At 29.0% G+C, this 16,880-nt stretch carries 20 protein-coding genes and 1 other RNA gene; 11 read left to right on the forward strand and 10 right to left on the reverse strand.

The genetic code is table 11. The features are described from left to right. Nucleotides 1-91 precede the first annotated feature (91 nt). The 4 genes from LPB302_RS02665 to lptB all read left to right on the forward strand — a co-directional run bounded on the left by LPB302_RS02665 (nucleotide 92) and on the right by lptB (nucleotide 3,052). Nucleotides 92-1,060, forward strand: coding sequence for a KpsF/GutQ family sugar-phosphate isomerase (locus LPB302_RS02665; protein WP_053974798.1), 969 nt, complete (start codon nucleotides 92-94; stop codon nucleotides 1,058-1,060). Then, on the forward strand, nucleotides 1,060-1,881 hold the full coding sequence (tatC, locus tag LPB302_RS02670) for a twin-arginine translocase subunit TatC (protein WP_053974799.1): 822 nt from the start codon (nucleotides 1,060-1,062) through the stop codon (nucleotides 1,879-1,881). Before LPB302_RS02665 ends, tatC begins: the two co-directional genes overlap by 1 nt. Beyond that, a complete protein-coding gene (locus tag LPB302_RS02675) occupies nucleotides 1,865-2,209 on the forward strand; it encodes a carboxymuconolactone decarboxylase family protein (protein WP_015480262.1) in 345 nt (114 codons plus the stop codon). The genes tatC and LPB302_RS02675 overlap by 17 nt, the downstream gene beginning before the upstream one ends. 99 nt (nucleotides 2,210-2,308) lie before the next feature. Further along, nucleotides 2,309-3,052, forward strand: a complete 744-nt coding sequence (lptB, locus tag LPB302_RS02680) for an LPS export ABC transporter ATP-binding protein (RefSeq protein WP_053974800.1) — start codon at nucleotides 2,309-2,311, stop codon at nucleotides 3,050-3,052. Here the strand turns inward: lptB and LPB302_RS02685 are convergent. From LPB302_RS02685 to LPB302_RS02695, 3 genes are read right to left on the reverse strand one after another with little or no spacing between them, the layout of a single operon-like run. After that, complete coding sequence (locus tag LPB302_RS02685) at nucleotides 3,042-3,401, reverse strand: VOC family protein (protein WP_053974801.1); 360 nt, start codon at nucleotides 3,399-3,401, stop codon at nucleotides 3,042-3,044. The two genes, lptB and LPB302_RS02685, sit on opposite strands and share 11 nt — an antisense overlap. A gap of 5 nt (nucleotides 3,402-3,406) precedes the next feature. Next, a complete protein-coding gene (locus tag LPB302_RS02690; RefSeq protein ID WP_053974802.1) occupies nucleotides 3,407-4,621 on the reverse strand; it encodes a GAF domain-containing sensor histidine kinase in 1,215 nt (404 codons plus the stop codon). After that, on the reverse strand, nucleotides 4,622-5,350 hold the full coding sequence (locus LPB302_RS02695) for a CDP-alcohol phosphatidyltransferase family protein (RefSeq protein ID WP_143032722.1): 729 nt from the start codon (nucleotides 5,348-5,350) through the stop codon (nucleotides 4,622-4,624). 95 nt (nucleotides 5,351-5,445) lie between these two features. On the opposite strand from LPB302_RS02695, the gene LPB302_RS02700 reads away from it, so the two are divergent. From LPB302_RS02700 to LPB302_RS02715, 4 genes are all read left to right on the forward strand, one after another. Next, entirely contained in the window at nucleotides 5,446-6,429 is a 984-nt protein-coding gene (locus LPB302_RS02700; RefSeq protein WP_053974803.1) for a YheT family hydrolase, read from the forward strand. 71 nt (nucleotides 6,430-6,500) lie between these two features. Beyond that, nucleotides 6,501-7,571, forward strand: coding sequence for a putative type IX sorting system protein PorV2 (locus tag LPB302_RS02705; protein ID WP_176966495.1), 1,071 nt, complete (start codon nucleotides 6,501-6,503; stop codon nucleotides 7,569-7,571). Between the two features lie 6 nt (nucleotides 7,572-7,577). Next, nucleotides 7,578-8,756, forward strand: coding sequence for a lipoprotein N-acyltransferase Lnb domain-containing protein (locus LPB302_RS02710; RefSeq protein WP_053974805.1), 1,179 nt, complete (start codon nucleotides 7,578-7,580; stop codon nucleotides 8,754-8,756). A 12-nt stretch (nucleotides 8,757-8,768) separates the two neighbouring features. Continuing rightward, complete coding sequence (locus LPB302_RS02715; RefSeq protein ID WP_053974806.1) at nucleotides 8,769-9,233, forward strand: GNAT family N-acetyltransferase; 465 nt, start codon at nucleotides 8,769-8,771, stop codon at nucleotides 9,231-9,233. Between the two features lie 3 nt (nucleotides 9,234-9,236). Here the strand turns inward: LPB302_RS02715 and aroQ are convergent, their stop codons facing one another. From aroQ to LPB302_RS02730, 3 genes are all read right to left on the reverse strand, one after another. Beyond that, nucleotides 9,237-9,650 (reverse strand): type II 3-dehydroquinate dehydratase, encoded by a 414-nt coding sequence (aroQ, locus tag LPB302_RS02720; RefSeq protein WP_053975356.1) that lies wholly within the window; start codon nucleotides 9,648-9,650, stop codon nucleotides 9,237-9,239. Nucleotides 9,651-9,723: 73 nt separating this feature from the next. Next, nucleotides 9,724-10,212: an outer membrane beta-barrel protein gene (locus LPB302_RS02725; RefSeq protein WP_053974807.1), complete on the reverse strand. Its 489-nt coding sequence runs from the start codon at nucleotides 10,210-10,212 to the stop codon at nucleotides 9,724-9,726. 107 nt (nucleotides 10,213-10,319) lie between these two features. Beyond that, nucleotides 10,320-11,225 (reverse strand): hypothetical protein, encoded by a 906-nt coding sequence (locus LPB302_RS02730; RefSeq protein ID WP_053974808.1) that lies wholly within the window; start codon nucleotides 11,223-11,225, stop codon nucleotides 10,320-10,322. A 52-nt stretch (nucleotides 11,226-11,277) separates the two neighbouring features. On the opposite strand from LPB302_RS02730, the gene LPB302_RS02735 reads away from it, so the two are divergent. Continuing rightward, nucleotides 11,278-11,649 (forward strand): TM2 domain-containing protein, encoded by a 372-nt coding sequence (locus LPB302_RS02735; RefSeq protein ID WP_053974809.1) that lies wholly within the window; start codon nucleotides 11,278-11,280, stop codon nucleotides 11,647-11,649. Between the two features lie 66 nt (nucleotides 11,650-11,715). Next, the gene (xerD, locus tag LPB302_RS02740; RefSeq protein WP_053974810.1) at nucleotides 11,716-12,612 is read left to right on the forward strand and encodes a site-specific tyrosine recombinase XerD; all 897 of its coding nucleotides are present in this window, start codon (nucleotides 11,716-11,718) and stop codon (nucleotides 12,610-12,612) included. A 47-nt stretch (nucleotides 12,613-12,659) separates the two neighbouring features. Here xerD and rny read toward each other — a convergent pair whose 3' ends face one another. The 4 genes from rny to LPB302_RS02760 form a co-directional block, all read right to left on the reverse strand. Beyond that, on the reverse strand, nucleotides 12,660-14,228 hold the full coding sequence (gene rny, locus LPB302_RS02745) for a ribonuclease Y (protein ID WP_053974811.1): 1,569 nt from the start codon (nucleotides 14,226-14,228) through the stop codon (nucleotides 12,660-12,662). A gap of 47 nt (nucleotides 14,229-14,275) precedes the next feature. Continuing rightward, a non-coding RNA gene (gene ssrS, locus LPB302_RS02750) (6S RNA) lies at nucleotides 14,276-14,382 on the reverse strand. Between the two features lie 53 nt (nucleotides 14,383-14,435). Continuing rightward, a complete protein-coding gene (locus tag LPB302_RS02755; protein WP_053974812.1) occupies nucleotides 14,436-14,726 on the reverse strand; it encodes a cell division protein ZapA in 291 nt (96 codons plus the stop codon). A gap of 13 nt (nucleotides 14,727-14,739) precedes the next feature. Next, entirely contained in the window at nucleotides 14,740-15,030 is a 291-nt protein-coding gene (locus tag LPB302_RS02760) for a hypothetical protein (protein ID WP_053974813.1), read from the reverse strand. A 146-nt stretch (nucleotides 15,031-15,176) separates the two neighbouring features. Between LPB302_RS02760 and LPB302_RS02765 the strand changes: the two genes are divergently transcribed. Beyond that, nucleotides 15,177-16,880, forward strand: a complete 1,704-nt coding sequence (locus LPB302_RS02765) for a M23 family metallopeptidase (RefSeq protein WP_176966496.1) — start codon at nucleotides 15,177-15,179, stop codon at nucleotides 16,878-16,880.

Below are 16,880 nucleotides of genomic sequence, written 5' to 3' on the forward strand. Positions count from 1 at the left end.
ATAGTTTGATGAAAGCTAATTTTATAGTAAATTTGCCTGTTTCGTATACCTAAAGATATAACTTTTTTTTATTCTGAAAAAAATATAAAACTTGAAAGATAAATCAACAATTATTGCCAATGCTAAACAGACAATTTTAGCAGAAAGTAAAGCTATTTCACAAATGGCAGAACTAGTAGATATTAACTTTGAGAATGCAATTAATTGCATTTATAATTCAAAAGGAAGAGTTATAATTACTGGTATTGGAAAGAGCGCGAATATTGCTACAAAAATAGTAGCAACTTTTAATTCTACAGGAACACCAGCTGTTTTTATGCACGCTGCAGATGCTATACATGGCGATTTAGGTAATGTATTGGAAGATGATGTGGTTATTTGCATTTCTAAAAGTGGAAATACGCCAGAAATTAAAGTATTACTTCCATTAATTAAAAATTATGGGAACAAGGTTATTGCTATTACAGGAAATGTAGATTCTTTCTTAGGTACTAATGCAGACTTTGTATTAAATACGTACGTTGAAAAAGAGGCTTGCCCTAATAACTTGGCTCCAACAACAAGTACTACAGCACAATTAGTTATGGGTGATGCTCTTGCAGTTTGTCTGCTAGATTTAAAAGGATTTACAAGTAAGGACTTTGCCAAATATCATCCAGGAGGCGCTTTAGGTAAAAGATTGTACTTACGTGTTTCTGATTTAATTAAGAATAACGAGTTGCCTAAAGTGGATAAAAATGATTCAATTGCTAAAGTAATTGTTGAAATATCAGAAAAAAGACTTGGAGTTACTGCTGTTATTCAAAATGATACAATTGTTGGAATTATAACTGATGGAGACATTAGAAGAATGCTAACAAAAACTACTCAAATAGAAAATTTTACAGCTAAAGATATTATGGGTAAAAACCCAAAAACTATTCATTCTGATGCAATGGCTATTGAAGCTTTAGAGGCTTTAGAAAATGATAGTATCACACAAATTTTAGCTGTAGATGATAACAATAATTACGCAGGTGTTGTACATTTGCATGATTTAATAAAAGAAGGAATCTTTTAATGGCTGCAGAACAAAAAGAAATGTCTTTTTTAGGACATTTAGAAGAATTAAGATGGCATTTGGTAAGAAGTGCTGCTGCAATATTTTTGCTGGCAATTGTTTTCTTTGTATTTGCGAAGCAAGTTTACACCCATTTCCTTTTAGCACATCTTCAGCCAGACTTTATCACTTATCAATTATTTTGTGATTTTTTTGATCTTTTTGGGATGGATAGTGCTTTTTGTAGCATCAACTTTGGAGAGAAAAAATTACAAAGTATAAAAGTAACATCGCAACTAATGAATTCTATTTGGTCTTCATTAATATTGGGTGTTATAGTAGCTTTTCCATATATCTTATGGGAAATTTGGCGATTTATTTCTCCAGGATTAACAGAAAGAGAAATTAAAAAATCTAGAGGGTTTATTTTAATTGCCTCGTTTCTATTTTTTATAGGTGTGTTTTTTAGCTTCTATGTAATTGCACCAATATCAATTCAATTTTTATATAATTATCAAATTACAGAGGCTATAGAAAATAGTTTCACTTTAGAATCTCATATAGGATTAGTAACCAACATGTTATTAGGAGTATCTGTTTTATTTGAATTGCCTGTTTTAATTTATTTCTTAACCAAAATTGGTTTAATTACGCCAGCATTTTTAAGAAAATATAGAAAGCATGCATTAGTAGTGGTACTTATATTAGCTGCCATTATTACTCCTCCAGATGTTGCAAGTCAGGTAATTGTAGCAATACCAATTTTAATTTTATACGAAATAAGTATAAGAGTTTCAGCAAGAGTTATAAAAAATCAAGAAAAGAATGCCAACAAAAGTTAAGGAATTTAATGATTATCGTCAGAAGATGAACGATAAAATTTTAGCCTCAGATAATAAAGTTATAAAACGAATTTTTAACCTAGACACTAATGCCTTTAAGGAAGGTCATTTACCTGTTAAAACCAAAGAATTACTAGGTTTAGTGGCTTCTATGGTTTTAAGATGTGATGATTGTGTACAGTATCATTTAGAAGCTTCTATGAAAAATGGAGTAACTAAAGAAGAAGTTATGGAAACTTTATCTATAGCTAACCTTATTGGAGGTACTATTGTAATTCCTCATTTAAGAAGAGCTGTAGAATATTGGGAAGCTTTAGAAAATGAATAAATCATTTTAATGAAGGGTAATGTTTAAGATTCTGTTAAGAGGATTTTGTTTTAGATTACCTATTTTTACCTAGTACTCAAAAAAGATTGATTCAATTCTATGATATTAAGAGCAGATAATATTCAAAAACTTTATGGAAGCAGAAAGGTTGTTAAAGGCATTTCTCTAGAAGTTCAGCAAGGTGAAATTATTGGTTTACTTGGACCTAATGGTGCTGGTAAAACAACTTCATTTTATATGATAGTTGGAATGATAAAACCAAACTCTGGTCAAATATTTTTGAATGATTTAGAGATAACCAAAGACCCAATGTACAAACGTGCACAAAAAGGAATTGGTTATTTAGCTCAAGAAGCCTCTGTCTTTAGAAAATTATCTGTAGAAGATAATATTATGTCTGTACTTCAATTTACTGATCTTTCTAAAAAAGAGCAGAAAATGAAATTAGAATCTTTAATAGATGAATTTAATATTGGTCATGTTCGTAAAAACAGAGGTGATTTATTGTCTGGAGGTGAACGTAGAAGAACAGAAATTGCACGTTGTTTAGCTTCTGATCCTAAATTTATTCTATTAGATGAACCTTTTGCAGGTGTAGATCCAATTGCTGTAGAAGACATACAGAGCATTGTTGCTCAATTAAAGAATAAGAATATTGGTATTCTTATAACAGATCATGATGTACAAGCAACATTAGCCATTACAGATAAGACTTATTTAATGTATAATGGTAGTATTTTAAAAGAAGGAACTCCTGAAGAATTAGCTGCAGATGAAATGGTTAGAAAGGTTTATTTAGGAAAAGATTTTGAATTGAAAAAGAAGCGAGTTTTTAGTTCTTAAAATTTCCTATATGCCAAAGAATTCCTGATGGATCATGCAAAAAGAATTCTTTACCCCAATCATTTATTACAATTTCAGAAAGCCTAACTTTTTTATATTTTTGAGTAAGATTTTTTGATTTTAAATTGTCTAAATAATTTTCTAAATCTTCTACTTCTAAAAATAACATTGAATTATCTACCCAATCCTTTACGAATGCCTTTTGCAAATAAAAACCTAGGTCTTCACTAATTGAAAAATAAGTCATTGTATCAGATAATGTTAATTCTTTAAAACCTAAATCTTTATAGAACTCTAAAGACTCTTTATAATTTTTAGCACCAATAAAAGATCGAACAGATTTAAACATACTTTTTAAGTTGTAATGTCTTTAATCAATATTTTAAAGTGAAAGCAAATACCTGTATTATTTTCTTTAGGCTCTTCTAAAGAACAAGTACCTCCTAGCCTTTCAATAATAGACTTTACAGTTGTTAAACCAATACCTGTACTATTATTTTGCTCATTAGAGAGCGTTTCAAACATATTAAAAACTTTTTCTCTGTACTTTACTGGAATTCCTGGTCCATTATCACAATATATAAAATGATAATAATCTGAATCCTTCTTAAGTTCTATTGATAAGGCAACCTTTTCCTTGTCAGAAAATTTAATAGAATTAGATATTAAGTTTTGAAACACCTGCATCACCCCTATTTTTGAACTTACAACAGCATCACTTACAAGATTATAAGAGCAAGTCACTAAGTTCTCAAAATCTATATTATTTACAATACTTGCTACAGTATCTTTAAGGCTGAACTTGCTATAAATAATATTTTCATTATTCACCTTTGTGTAATGTAAAATATCATCTACAAGATTACTCATATAACCCATTCTATTAGAAATAAGCCCTAAATAATCTTTAGCTTCTTGATTATCAAAAAGTGCAGCATGATCTGTTTTTAAGACATCTACCAAAAAATTCACACCATTTATAGGTGATTTTAAATCGTGTGTTAATCGATATGCAAAATTGTTAAGTTGCTCGTTTAAACTAGAAACTTCTTTGTTTACCTTTTCTAATTCTCGATTTTTCTTTCTTAATTCTAGTAAATTAACTACTTGATTGGCAAGCAATTTTAAAGCGTCTTTTTGTTCTTCAGATAATACTTTTGGCTCATTATCTATTACACACAAAGTACCTAAAGGATAACCATCTGAAGTGTTTAAAGATGCACCAGCATAAAAAATAACATTCGGATCTCCAGTAGTTAATGGATTATCAAAAAAACGTTCGTCTTTTGTAGCATCATTTACTATAAACAAATCATTTGGCTCCAAAATACTATGAGCACAAAATGCTAAATCTCTTGGTGTTTGTTTAGCATCTAAACCATGATTAGCTTTAAACCATTGCCTATCTTTATCTACTAGAGAAATAAGTGCTATTGGTGTATTACAAATACTAGAAGCTATTTTAGCAATGGCATCATAATCTTCTTCTGGTAAAGAATCTAAAATTTTATAATTCTGTAAAGATTTCAGTCTTTCAACTTCGTTTTCTGGGGGATTTGCAGTAATCATTTATTTTTTATTAGTATTTATATTCTTTATAATTGATAATAGAACATACAAGATTATAATTATTGGTATAGATATGTAATTTAAGAAAATTATTAGACTTAAAGAAATGATTAAAAACAAATACACAAACCAGTTCTTTTGCAAAGAAAAGTCTTTTAACTTTAAAGAAAATAAAGGAATTTCTGCATTCATTAAATAACTTAATGTACAGGTTACAAAAATTAAAAAGTAGTTACTAGCAATTAAATCATTTACAAAATCAATATTAGAATTTTCGTAAATTAATGGTAATGATATTACAAATAAACACATTGCAGGTGTTGGTAAACCTATAAATGAGTCAGATTGTCTAGTATCTAAATTAAAATTTGCCAATCTATAACAAGCTGCTAAGGTTAATAGTAAACCAAATAATGAAACATCAATTAAAGAACTATTGTAAACAGCTGTTTCTGCATAAAGGTTTAAATCTATTAATTTAAAAATAATTACACCAGGCACTACTCCACTTGTAACCATGTCTGCTAAAGAATCTAGCTGTTTACCTAATTCTCCAGAAACATTCAATAATCTAGCAACAAAACCATCAAAAAAATCAAGAATAATACCTAAAACTACAAATAAGGCAGCATATGTAAAGTTACTAGACACAGCATATATAGTAGCTATTGTTCCACAAAATAAATTACCTAAAGTAATTAAGTTAGGTATATGTTTTTTAATATTCATTTCAGTTTTTTTTGTTATCGCTAAAGTAATAAAAGCAAATTGTCTTGTTTTCGATATTGTTAAATTTTTGTCATATTTGTAATATAAATTTACAGATGCCAATTTTACCTTCTAATTTTTTGCCAACAATTCCATTTAGAAACGGACATTTTAACACCATGTATAGACCTTTATTTATGAAAGGATCTGTAAACTATGATCGTGAACGTTTATATACTTGGGATAACGATTTTATAGATTTAGATTTTTCTAAGGTAGGTTCCAAAACTCTAGCTGTTCTTATACATGGTTTAGAAGGCAGCTCATCTTCTAGCTACATAACAGCCACAATTAAGCATTTAAATGATAAATATTTAGACGCTGTCTGCTTAAATTTAAGAGGTTGTAGTGGAGAAGATAATAATTTACTAGCCACTTATCATAGTGGAAAAACAGAAGATGTAAACTTTGTAATTAACCATATTTTAGATAAATATAACTATGACAATATTGTAATAATAGGTTTTAGCTTAGGAGGTAATTTAACACTAAAATATATTGGTGAAAAAGGTACAGATTTGCCATCTGAAATTAAAGGTGGAATTGCATGTTCTGTACCCATAGATATTGCTTCTGCAGAAAAAGAAATGGATAAATTAAAAAACAAGTTGTACATGGAAGTGTTTTTTAAAACCATGAAGAATAAGATTTTAGAAAAAGCACACAAACATCCTGAATTTCAGTTAGATAAAGACAAACTTTTTAAAGCTACAAAGTTTAAACATTTAGAACATTTATATACAGTGCCTGTTTTTGGGTTTGAAAGTCCAGAAGATTATTGGCAAAAAGCGAGTTCAAAACCTTACATCTCAGCAATAAACAAACCAACATTATTAATTAACGCAAAAGACGATACCTTTCTATCTAAAGAATGCTACCCAAAAGAAGAAGCCAAAAATTCTGAAAACTTCTTTTTAGAAATTACAAAATATGGAGGCCATTGTGGTTTTATGTCTTCATTCAAACCTTCAGAGAATACTTGGCTCGAAGAAAGAATAGCAAGGTTTATCAACAGAAACATTAATATTGATATGCCCTAAACAATATCTGTTAAAAAGAACTGTTATTTTAGTAGGTTTTTCGATATTTGTTATCGGTAATTTTAAATTTTGTGAAATACAAATTTTTACTTTTTGGTATTCTATTATCTTCTCTTTTAAATGCACAAGCATTTAGAAATTATTCCAACGAATTCTTAAATATAGGTGTAGATGCAGCTGCTCTAGGTATGGGCAAAGCTGTAGTAGCTACAACAAATAATGTAAATGCAAGTTATTGGAATCCTGCTGGTTTAGTAGGTATCGAAGATTATCAAGGTTCATTAATGCACTCCTCTTATTTTGCAGGTATTGCCAATTACAATCATGCAGCCTTTGCAATGCCTATTGATAAAGAAAGTGCAATCGGAATTTCTGTAATTCGTTTTGGGGTTGATGATATTTTAAACACAACAGCTTTAATAGACAATGATGGTAATATAGATTTTAATAGAATTAGCCTTTTTTCTGCTGCTGACTATGCTTTTAATTTTTCTTATGCTAGAAACTTAATTTTTAAAGATTTAAAACTAGGTGTAAATGCAAAATTGATTCGTAGAATTATTGGAGATTTTGCTGCTTCTTGGGGTTTTGGTTTTGATGTTGGTCTTCAGTTTGAAAGAAACTCTTGGAAATTTGGAATTATGGCTAGAGATATTACAACAACTTATAATAGTTGGGCTATTGATGAAGAAGAGTTTGAAAGTATTCGAAATGCAATTCCTGGTCAAAATCAAGAATTACCAGAAACTACAGAAATTACCAAACCAAAAGTACAATTAGGAGTTGCCAAAGATTTTAAGATTGGGCGTTTTTTTAACCTACAGTCAGAATTTGATTTAAATATTAGGTTTGAGCAAACTAACGATATTTTTTCATCAAAAATAGCAAGTATAGATCCTGCACTTGGGTTACAGTTAGATTATGAAAAATTGGTTTATTTAAGACTTGGTGTTGGTAATTTTCAATATACAACAGAGTTTGATAATTCTAAATCATTATCTACCCAACCTAACTTTGGTGTAGGTTTTAATTATAAAGGAATTCAAGTAGATTATGCTTTAACTAACATTGGTAGTGTTGGTAATGCACTTTTTTCGAACATTTTCTCTATAACTTTTGATTATACTTTTTTTAGAAGATAACATTACATGAAGAAAAAATACTTTATCTACATACTGTTTATACTTTTTGCTAAACAAAACTATGGGCAATTGCAACTTTCTGTCTATTCAGAAATTAGCATAGTAACTGCTGGCCCAGGAACTGAATTATATGAAGCCTTTGGGCATTCTGCTTTGCGTATTAAAGATCCTGTTTTACAGCTAGATCTAATTTATAATTATGGAATGTTCGATTTTAATGCACCTAATTTCTATAGTAATTTTACGAAAGGAAAATTAATTTACAAGTTAGGTAGATACAGATTTGATTATTTTCTAAGAAGTTATAATAAAGATAAACGTCGGGTAAATGAGCAAGTATTAAATTTAACAAGAGATGAAAGACAAGCCTTTTTTGTTTATTTAGAAAGGAATGCTGCACCCAACAATGCTTCTTATTTCTATGATCCTTATTTTAATAATTGTGCCACAAAATTAAGAGATATTACTGAGGAAGTTTTAAAAGGTAAAGTGAATTGGAATGATGGAAATATAGAAACAGACTTATCTTTTCGTCAATTAATGAACAGAGAAATACCTTGGAATACTTGGGGTAGTTTTGGAATTAATTTAGCTCTAGGTAGTAAATTAGATAGAAAAGCAGACTTTAAAGAATATATGTATTTACCAGATTATGTCTATTCTATTTTTAAGAACAGCAATAGACAATTAGAAAATAAAACAGTCGATTTAGTTAAAAAAGAAACTACAATTCTTGAGTATAAAGAACTAAAACAATCTAGCTCCTTGTTAAATCCGTTATTAATTTTTAGTCTTTTAGCTGTCATAGGTTTAATCTTAACCTTTAAAGATTATAAAAACAACTCTAGAAACATTGTTCTAGACTTTACATTATTATTTATAACTGGAGTTTTAGGAACTCTAATTATTTTTTTATGGTTCTTTACAGACCATTCTACAACACCTAACAACTTTAATGCTTTATGGGCTTTTGCACCTAATGTAATTATGGCTTTTTTATTAATTAAAAAGAGAAAAAAAGATTGGTTTTCGAAGTATTTTAAGCTTTTGGTTGTACTACTTTGTATAATACCTATAATATGGATTGCAGGAATTCAATTACTACCTTTATCTATATTACCACTTTTGATTTTATTTATAGTGAGGTATTTATATCTATCAAAATTTTATAGTTCTAATTCCTAATGTAATGAGCAAATGAACCCAGATTTAGAAATTATACCATTTAAAGAGGAATATTCACAACAGTTTTATGATTTAAATGCTGCTTGGTTAAAAAAGTATTTTTATATAGAACCTTATGATGAAAAGGTTTTAAGCCAGCCTAATACATACATTATAGCTGAAGGTGGTTATATTTTCTTTGCGAAATATAAAAACGAAATTGTTGGTGTAGTTTCGCTTATTAACCAAAAAACATTTTTTGAACTAAGTAAAATGGCAGTAGATCCAAAGTTTCAGGGTTTAAAAATTGGTAAGGAACTAGTGAATCATTGTATAGCTTTCGCTCAATCAAAAAAATGGGATAATATTATTCTTTACTCACACAGATCTCTAGAAACTGCAATTCATTTGTACAAAAAAATGGGTTTTATAGAAATTCCTGTAGAAGAGAATTCACATTATGAAAGAGCAGATATTAAAATGATATTAGCATTATAATGCTTACAAAAAACTTTGAATAGCTAATTCATACCCTTTTAAGCCAAAGCCAAATAAAACTCCTTTTGCAGCTGGTGCTATAAAACTCTTGTGTCTAAAATCTTCACGAGCATGTACATTAGAAATATGCAACTCAACAACAGGTGTTTCTATACCTTTTACAGCATCTCCAATTCCAACAGAGGTATGTGTATAAGCTGCAGCATTAAGTATTATACCATCATAATTAAAACCAACTTCATGTAACTTATCTATAATTTCACCTTCTATATTAGATTGAAAGTACGTAAGCTCTACACTATCAAACTTCATTTGTAAAGTTCTAAAGTATTCTTCAAAAGTTTGTGATCCATAAATTTCTGGCTCACGTTTACCCAAAAGATTTAGGTTTGGTCCGTTAATGATGATTAATTTCATAATATCAAAAATACAATTATTTTCCATAAAAAAAGGAGGCTTAAGGCCTCCTATTATTTATATGTTTTTTGACTTATAAACCAAACGTAAACCCTAAACCTACGTTATTGGCGTTAAAACCGTCATCAGTAATACCTTCGTAAAATAAAGATAAACTTGTAGCTTCACCAACCATATAACTTAACATAGGTTTGTAATAGAAACCACCATCATTACCATCATTAATTCCAAATGCGTAACCAACTTTAGAGCCTACAGAAAAATTATTAGATAATCTATAATGTAAAGAACCTGCTACTGGCAGAAACTGAATTGATTCTGCTTCTACTGTTGTTCCTAAAAAGTCATACTCTTTACCAAAATAATTAATAAAACCCGCTGAAACTCCTAGCATTAAATTATTATCTGTTGCAAATGCATAGCCTACATCACCACTTAAGGCAAAAGAGCTAAAATCTTCTACATCTCCTACTGGTAAACCTCCATTAACACTTACTGTAAATTGTGCACTTGCTGCTAAACTGCTTAAAACTAAAGCACATACTAAAATTACTTTTTTCATAATTATTAATTTTAAATTATACAGCGAAAGTATCAGAAATTGAAAATATCAATTAACTCAATCGCTATTCTTTATAACGTTAATAAAAGTCTAGTTTTTAAGTTGATTTATTTTTTTGTAGGAACTCTTAGTCTAACAATATTAATAATAGCTGCTTCACCTTCTTTTAAACTTGCAACTACCTCATATTCTCTTCTAAAATCGTATAATTTTAGTTTTGTTGTATTTGTTTCTAATTTACCAGAGTTAACTGTAACAATTTTAAATTCATTTTCTTTCTGATCAAGGTTTAACGTAAATGATTGCTTACGTCTAGAAACTTTAATATTTTCTAATATAGGCTTATCATTTTGTAAAATTGTAATGATATCTCCATCTTCAATACCATAATCCCAAATATCGATTTTTAATCTACTGGTATAAACAAAAACGGATACCTTTTCTCCAGATTTAATTTTAGTTTCACTAAATTTCTTCAGATAGTTTTCAGGCTTTAAACTCTCTTTTGTAATACTATCTACTCTCTTTACCTTTTTAATTTTTTTATAAACTTTCTTTATTTTCTTTTTAATAAAACTTTTGCCAACTAACTTAATTTCACCTGTAGCACAAGTATCTTTATCATCATAAATACCCACAAATTTACCTTCTAGAAGTTTTTTATTGGAAGCACTTTTAAACTTACCTTCAAAACTTACAAAGCAAAATTCTTCTGGTAAAAATTTAGATTTTGTGTACAAAATATCACTTTCTTTAAATTGAATTTTATCGGTCTTATCATTGTAATAACCTCTTATATAAGATTTGGTTTCATTTTCACCATCTATATCTGTTAAAGAATAACCTTCTATGAAATTATTTTTTTCTACGTTAAATTGTACTTTATAAGAAATTAGTTGATTTTCATCTAAAACAATAGCACCAAGTAACTCATAATCAAACTTTTTTGATTCTTGAGAAGCTATATTAAAAATAGAGCACAAATAAATTAATAAATAAAAACGAGCTTTCATATATGATTTTTGATTACTTTAGAGACAAATTAACTAAAATATACTTGTTATTATGAAAAAATCATTAACTATTTACACATTTTTAATTGCTTTTTTAGCGTTTTCATTCAATGCTGAAGCATCTTTTCCTGTAAAAAAGAAAACTAAGACAGTAGAAATCGTTAAAGGCGATAAAGTAGAGAAAGCTGAAGTTACTTCTTTTGCATCTGCTGCAAGTTCAGGTAAAAGCCAAACAACAGCTTTATTACTTTCTGTATTTTTAGGAGGTTTAGGTATTGATAGGTTTTATTTAGGTTATACCCTTTTAGGAATTCTAAAATTGATAACCTTAGGTGGCTTTGGAATTTGGTATATCATTGATTTAATAATGATTATAACAGGTGATTTACAACCTAAAGGAGGAAGTTACTCTGAGACTTTATAAACATATCATAACAATATTTACAAACCATCCAATTTTGGATGGTTTTTTTATTTATTTTAGTTGCTGATGAATTGGAAGAATGCCATAAGAGATTATAAATTGTTTCTAAAGATAGAAAGAGGTTTATCTAAAAACACCATAGATAGTTACTCAAGAGATTTAGTTAAGCTCACCAACTATCTAGATCAAAATGATATCAAATTATCTCCAATAACTATAGATAAAGAGATTATTCAGCAATTTATCTATGAAATTGCTAAGCAAGTTAATCCTAGAAGTCAAGCTAGAATAATATCTGGCTTACGCAGTTTTTTTGATTACTTGGTATTTGAAGATTACAGACAAACAAATCCTACAGACTTAATAGAAGCGCCTAAAATTGGTAGAAAACTTCCAGATACGCTTTCTGAGGATGAAATTAATGCCTTAATTCAATCTATAGATTTAAGTCATCCTCAAGGAGAACGTAATAGAACCATATTAGAAACCATGTATAGTTGTGGTTTACGAGTTACTGAATTAATAACACTTAAAATTTCTGATTTATTCTTTGATGAAGGTTTTATAAAAGTGACAGGAAAAGGGAACAAGGAACGCTTTGTACCTATTCATTACAATGCTATGAAGTTTATAACTACTTATATCAATCAAATAAGAAATCAGTTAAAACCTGCTAAAACTTTTGAAGATACTTTGTTTTTAAATAGAAGAGGTAAAGGTTTATCTAGACAAATGATTTTTACCATTCTAAAAGATTTAGCCGTAAAAATTGATTTGAATAAAAAAATTAGCCCTCATACTTTAAGACATTCATTTGCAACGCATTTATTAAAAAATGGAGCAGATTTAAGAGCCATACAACAAATGTTGGGTCATGAAAGTATTACAACTACAGAAGTTTATGTACACTTAGATAATAGTTACTTAAAAAAAGTTGTAGAAACTTATCATCCTAGAAAATAAAAAATCCCACATTTGTGGGATTTTCAATATCTATATAAAATTAGAAATTATTTAGCTACGTTAACAGCTCTAGTTTCTCTAATAACAGTAACTTTTACTTGCCCTGGATAAGTCATATCATTCTGTATTTTCTGAGAAATATTAAATGATAATTCAGATGCTTTAGAATCGTTTACTTTAGTACTTTCTACCATAACTCTTAACTCACGTCCAGCTTGTATAGCATACGCCTTCTGAACACCTGTGAAACCAAAAGCAATAGCTTCTAAATCTTTTAAACGCTGAATGTAAGAATCTAATACTTGACGTCTTGCACCTGGTCTTGCACCTGAAATAGCATCACAAACCTGAACTATTGGAGAAATTAAACTTTTCATTTCAATTTCATCATGGTGTGCTCCAATTGCATTACAAACATCTGGCTTTTCACCATACTTTTCAGCCCATTCCATACCCAATAAAGCATGTGGTAATTCGCTCTCTGCATCTGGTACTTTACCAATATCGTGCAATAAACCTGCACGTTTTGCAACTTTAGAATTTAAGCCCATTTCTGCAGCCATAATTCCACAAAGATTGGCAACCTCTCTAGAGTGCTGTAATAAATTTTGACCATAAGAAGAACGATATTTCATTCTACCAACAGCTTTTACTAACTCAGGATGTAAACCGTGAATACCTAAATCAATCACAGTTCTCTTACCTACTTCTATAATTTCTTGAGAAATTTGTTTCTCAGTTTTCTTTACAACTTCCTCAATTCTTGCAGGATGTATTCTACCATCTGTAACCAACTTATGCATAGATAAACGTGCTATTTCTCTACGAACAGGATCAAAACAAGATAAAATAATAGCTTCTGGAGTATCGTCTACAATAATTTCTACACCTGTTGCAGATTCTAAAGCTCTAATATTACGTCCTTCTCTACCAATAATTCTACCTTTTACATCATCAGATTCTAAGTTAAAAACAGATACACAATTTTCTACAGCTTGCTCTACACCAACTCTTTGAATTGTACCTAAAACAACTTTTCTTGCTTCTTGTTCTGCTGTAAGTTTAGCTTCTTCAATAGAAGTTTGTACAAAAGCCATAGCTTCTGTTTTTGCCTCGTCTTTTAAAGAGCTTACTAGTTCTTTTTTAGCTTCATCTGCAGATAAGCCAGAGATTTGCTCTAACATATCTACATGCCTTTTATGCATTTTTTCAAGTTCGTTTTCTTTTTTCTCTATGAAATCTAACTTAAAATTATAGTCTTTTTCTTTCTGTTCTAAGGATTGATTAAGTCTTTTATTCTTATCTACCTCTGAAGCTACTTTAGATTCTCTATCTCTAATTCTCTTTTCAACATCAGAAATCTTCTTTTCTCTAGATAAGATTACCTTTTCGTGCTCTGCTTTTAATTCTATAAACTTTTCTTTCGCTTGTAAAATTTTATCTTTTTTAATTGATTCTGCATCAATTTTTGCTTCTTTTAAAATAGAGCTAGCTTCTTTTCTTGTACTATTTAAAATCTTTTTTCCTTTCGATTTTTCAATTGATTTAAATATTATAAAACCTAAAGCGACTCCTACTAAAACTCCCAAAATAAGGGGAAGTATTATTCCTTCCATAATTAAAATTTGTATATAAAAAAAGCCTACATTAGTTGGTTTTTTTTAAACTCCAAAATGACATATATAGGACTAACTAACTGTTCAAGGATCCACTCTAGGTGGCTTGCTTTAGTAGTTAAGACTCATCCTTCATAATAGAATAGTGTTGAGTTTAATAAACAATTACTAACGTAGGCAGTGTGTTGTTAATGTATTTTAATGAACTTATTCTAAATGAGTTTTTACCAAATTGGTAAGCTCATTTAATTTTTGCATTTCTTCTTTATTTGTATCGTTTTTATTTAAAGATAATATTTCTAATTTGGATGCAAATTGCAAAGCAGACATGGCTAAAACATCTTGTTTATCGCTCACAGCATAGTTTTGCTCATACATGGCAATTAGTTTATTTATTGCATTTGCAGCTTTACGCATACCTTCTTCTTCTTTAGTGTTATTAACACTTAAAGGGTATGTTCTACCAGCAATTACAATATTAATCTTTAATTTACTCACAATGTAAAGAACTTTATTCTTGAAGCTGGGTAATACATTTATCAATTTCTTTGATTAATGAATTAATTTTCAGCTTTGTATCTTTTGTATTTGAACTACTGCCTTCAATAGTTTTTGCAATTTTTAAAGATTCAAATTCTTTTTTTTGAATGTCTAAAACCTGCTCTTTTTCTAAAAGTTCTTTTTGCAATGAAGTATTGTTTTGAAGCAAGATTTCGTTTTCTCTCTTTAAAAACTCATAATTAGAAAGCAGGTTTTGCAACGATTTTTCTAGTAAATGAATTGCTTCTAGTGTGTTACTCATTTTGGACTTTAGAATAAACTATCTCTACAAAGTTAGCATTCTGTTTTAAATATTACAACATTTAATCGCTTTTTTAATAACCTAATGATAATAAACCTTTTACCTACACAATCATTTTTGTTATTTTTACGTAAAAATATTGTCATTTGAAAAGAATAGTAATTTTTGCATTTTTAGTAATGCAATGTGTCTGTTATGCACAGAAAGAGTATCCTCAAAATTATTTTAGAAATCCATTAGACATCCCTACTTATTTGGGAGGATCGTTTGGAGAGTTAAGAAGCAATCATTTTCATGCTGGTTTAGACATTAAAACTCAAGGAAAAGAAGGTTTAAAAGTTTATGCAGCTGCAGATGGCTTTGTTTCTAGAATTAAGGTGCAACAATTTGGTTATGGTAAAGCAATATACATTACACATCCAAATGGATATACCACTGTTTATGGACATTTAAGTAAGTTTAATGATGAAATAGATACTTACGTAAAATCTATTCAGTACAAAAAGGAAAATTACGCTACTGGTAATTTATATTTTAAAGAAGATCAATTTCCTGTATCTAAAGGAGAAGTAATTGCTTTTTCTGGAGATACAGGTGGTTCAGGTGGTCCTCATTTACACTATGAAATTAGAAATACTGCCACTGAAAACATTATAAATCCACTATTTTTTGGATTAAAAGTTAAAGATGATATTCCACCTATTGTGCAAGCTATTAAAGGTTATTCTCTTAGTTCTGATGCAAGAATAAATCAACAGAGAAAGAGTTTTCAAATTCCCATTAAAAAAATAAGCGAAAGCAATTATGTTGCAGATAGAATCGCTGCAAGTGGATTAATTGGTTTTGGAGTGAGTGTCTTTGATCGATTTAATGGAGCATCCAATAAAAATGGAATTTATAGTTTAGAAATGAAAGTAAATGGTAAGCGTTATTATTATCATGATGTAGAAACTTTCGCTTTTTCTGAAAGTAAATTTATTAATCTTCATATAGATTATGAACACTATAAACGCTACAAACGTAAATACCAAAGGACATATAAGCTTACACCCAATAAACTATCTACTTATGAAGAATTGATTAATAATGGAAGAATAAATGTAAAAGATGGTTTTAATTACATTGTAGAAATTATTGCAAAAGATTTTGAAGGGAACTCTAGCACTGTTAAAATTCCTGTAGCAGGTAAATCAAGCAATGCAATTTTTGATGAAAAACCAGATACAACAGCTTATTATATAGAAGCAAACAAGTTTAATAAGTTTCTTTTAGAAAAAGTAACTGTAGCTTTCCCTAAGAATTCATTTTACGAAAACTTATATTTAGATTTTGAAATGGAAAATGATGTGGTTAAAATTCATAATGCCACAGTTCCTTTAGATAAGAATTTTACTTTAACATTTGATGTTTCTGAGTATGATGAAGCAGAAAAACAACAACTATACATTGCCAGTTTGGCTTATCCAAAATATCCCAGATATCAATTTACACGTAAAAAGGATAGTACATTTTTTACAACAAGTAAAACTTTAGGTAATTACGCACTACTTACTGACAAACAAAAACCTAGCATTAAAATATTATACTTTAAAGACCAACAATGGATAACCAATTCTAAAACCATTAAAGTAAAAATAAATGATGTAGGTTCAGGTATTAAAAACTGGAGAGCCACTATTGATGGTGAATGGGTTTTGATGCAATACAATCATAAAAAACGAATTTTAACCTATAATTTTAGTGATAAAAAATTGGTAGGTAGCAAACATATCTTTAAACTTGTAGTTCAAGACAATGTTGGAAATACGAATACGCTTTCTACAACGTTCTTTAAAAAACAACTAAACTAA

This window comes from Polaribacter dokdonensis (assembly GCF_024362345.1).
Lineage (GTDB): Bacteria > Bacteroidota > Bacteroidia > Flavobacteriales > Flavobacteriaceae > Polaribacter > Polaribacter dokdonensis.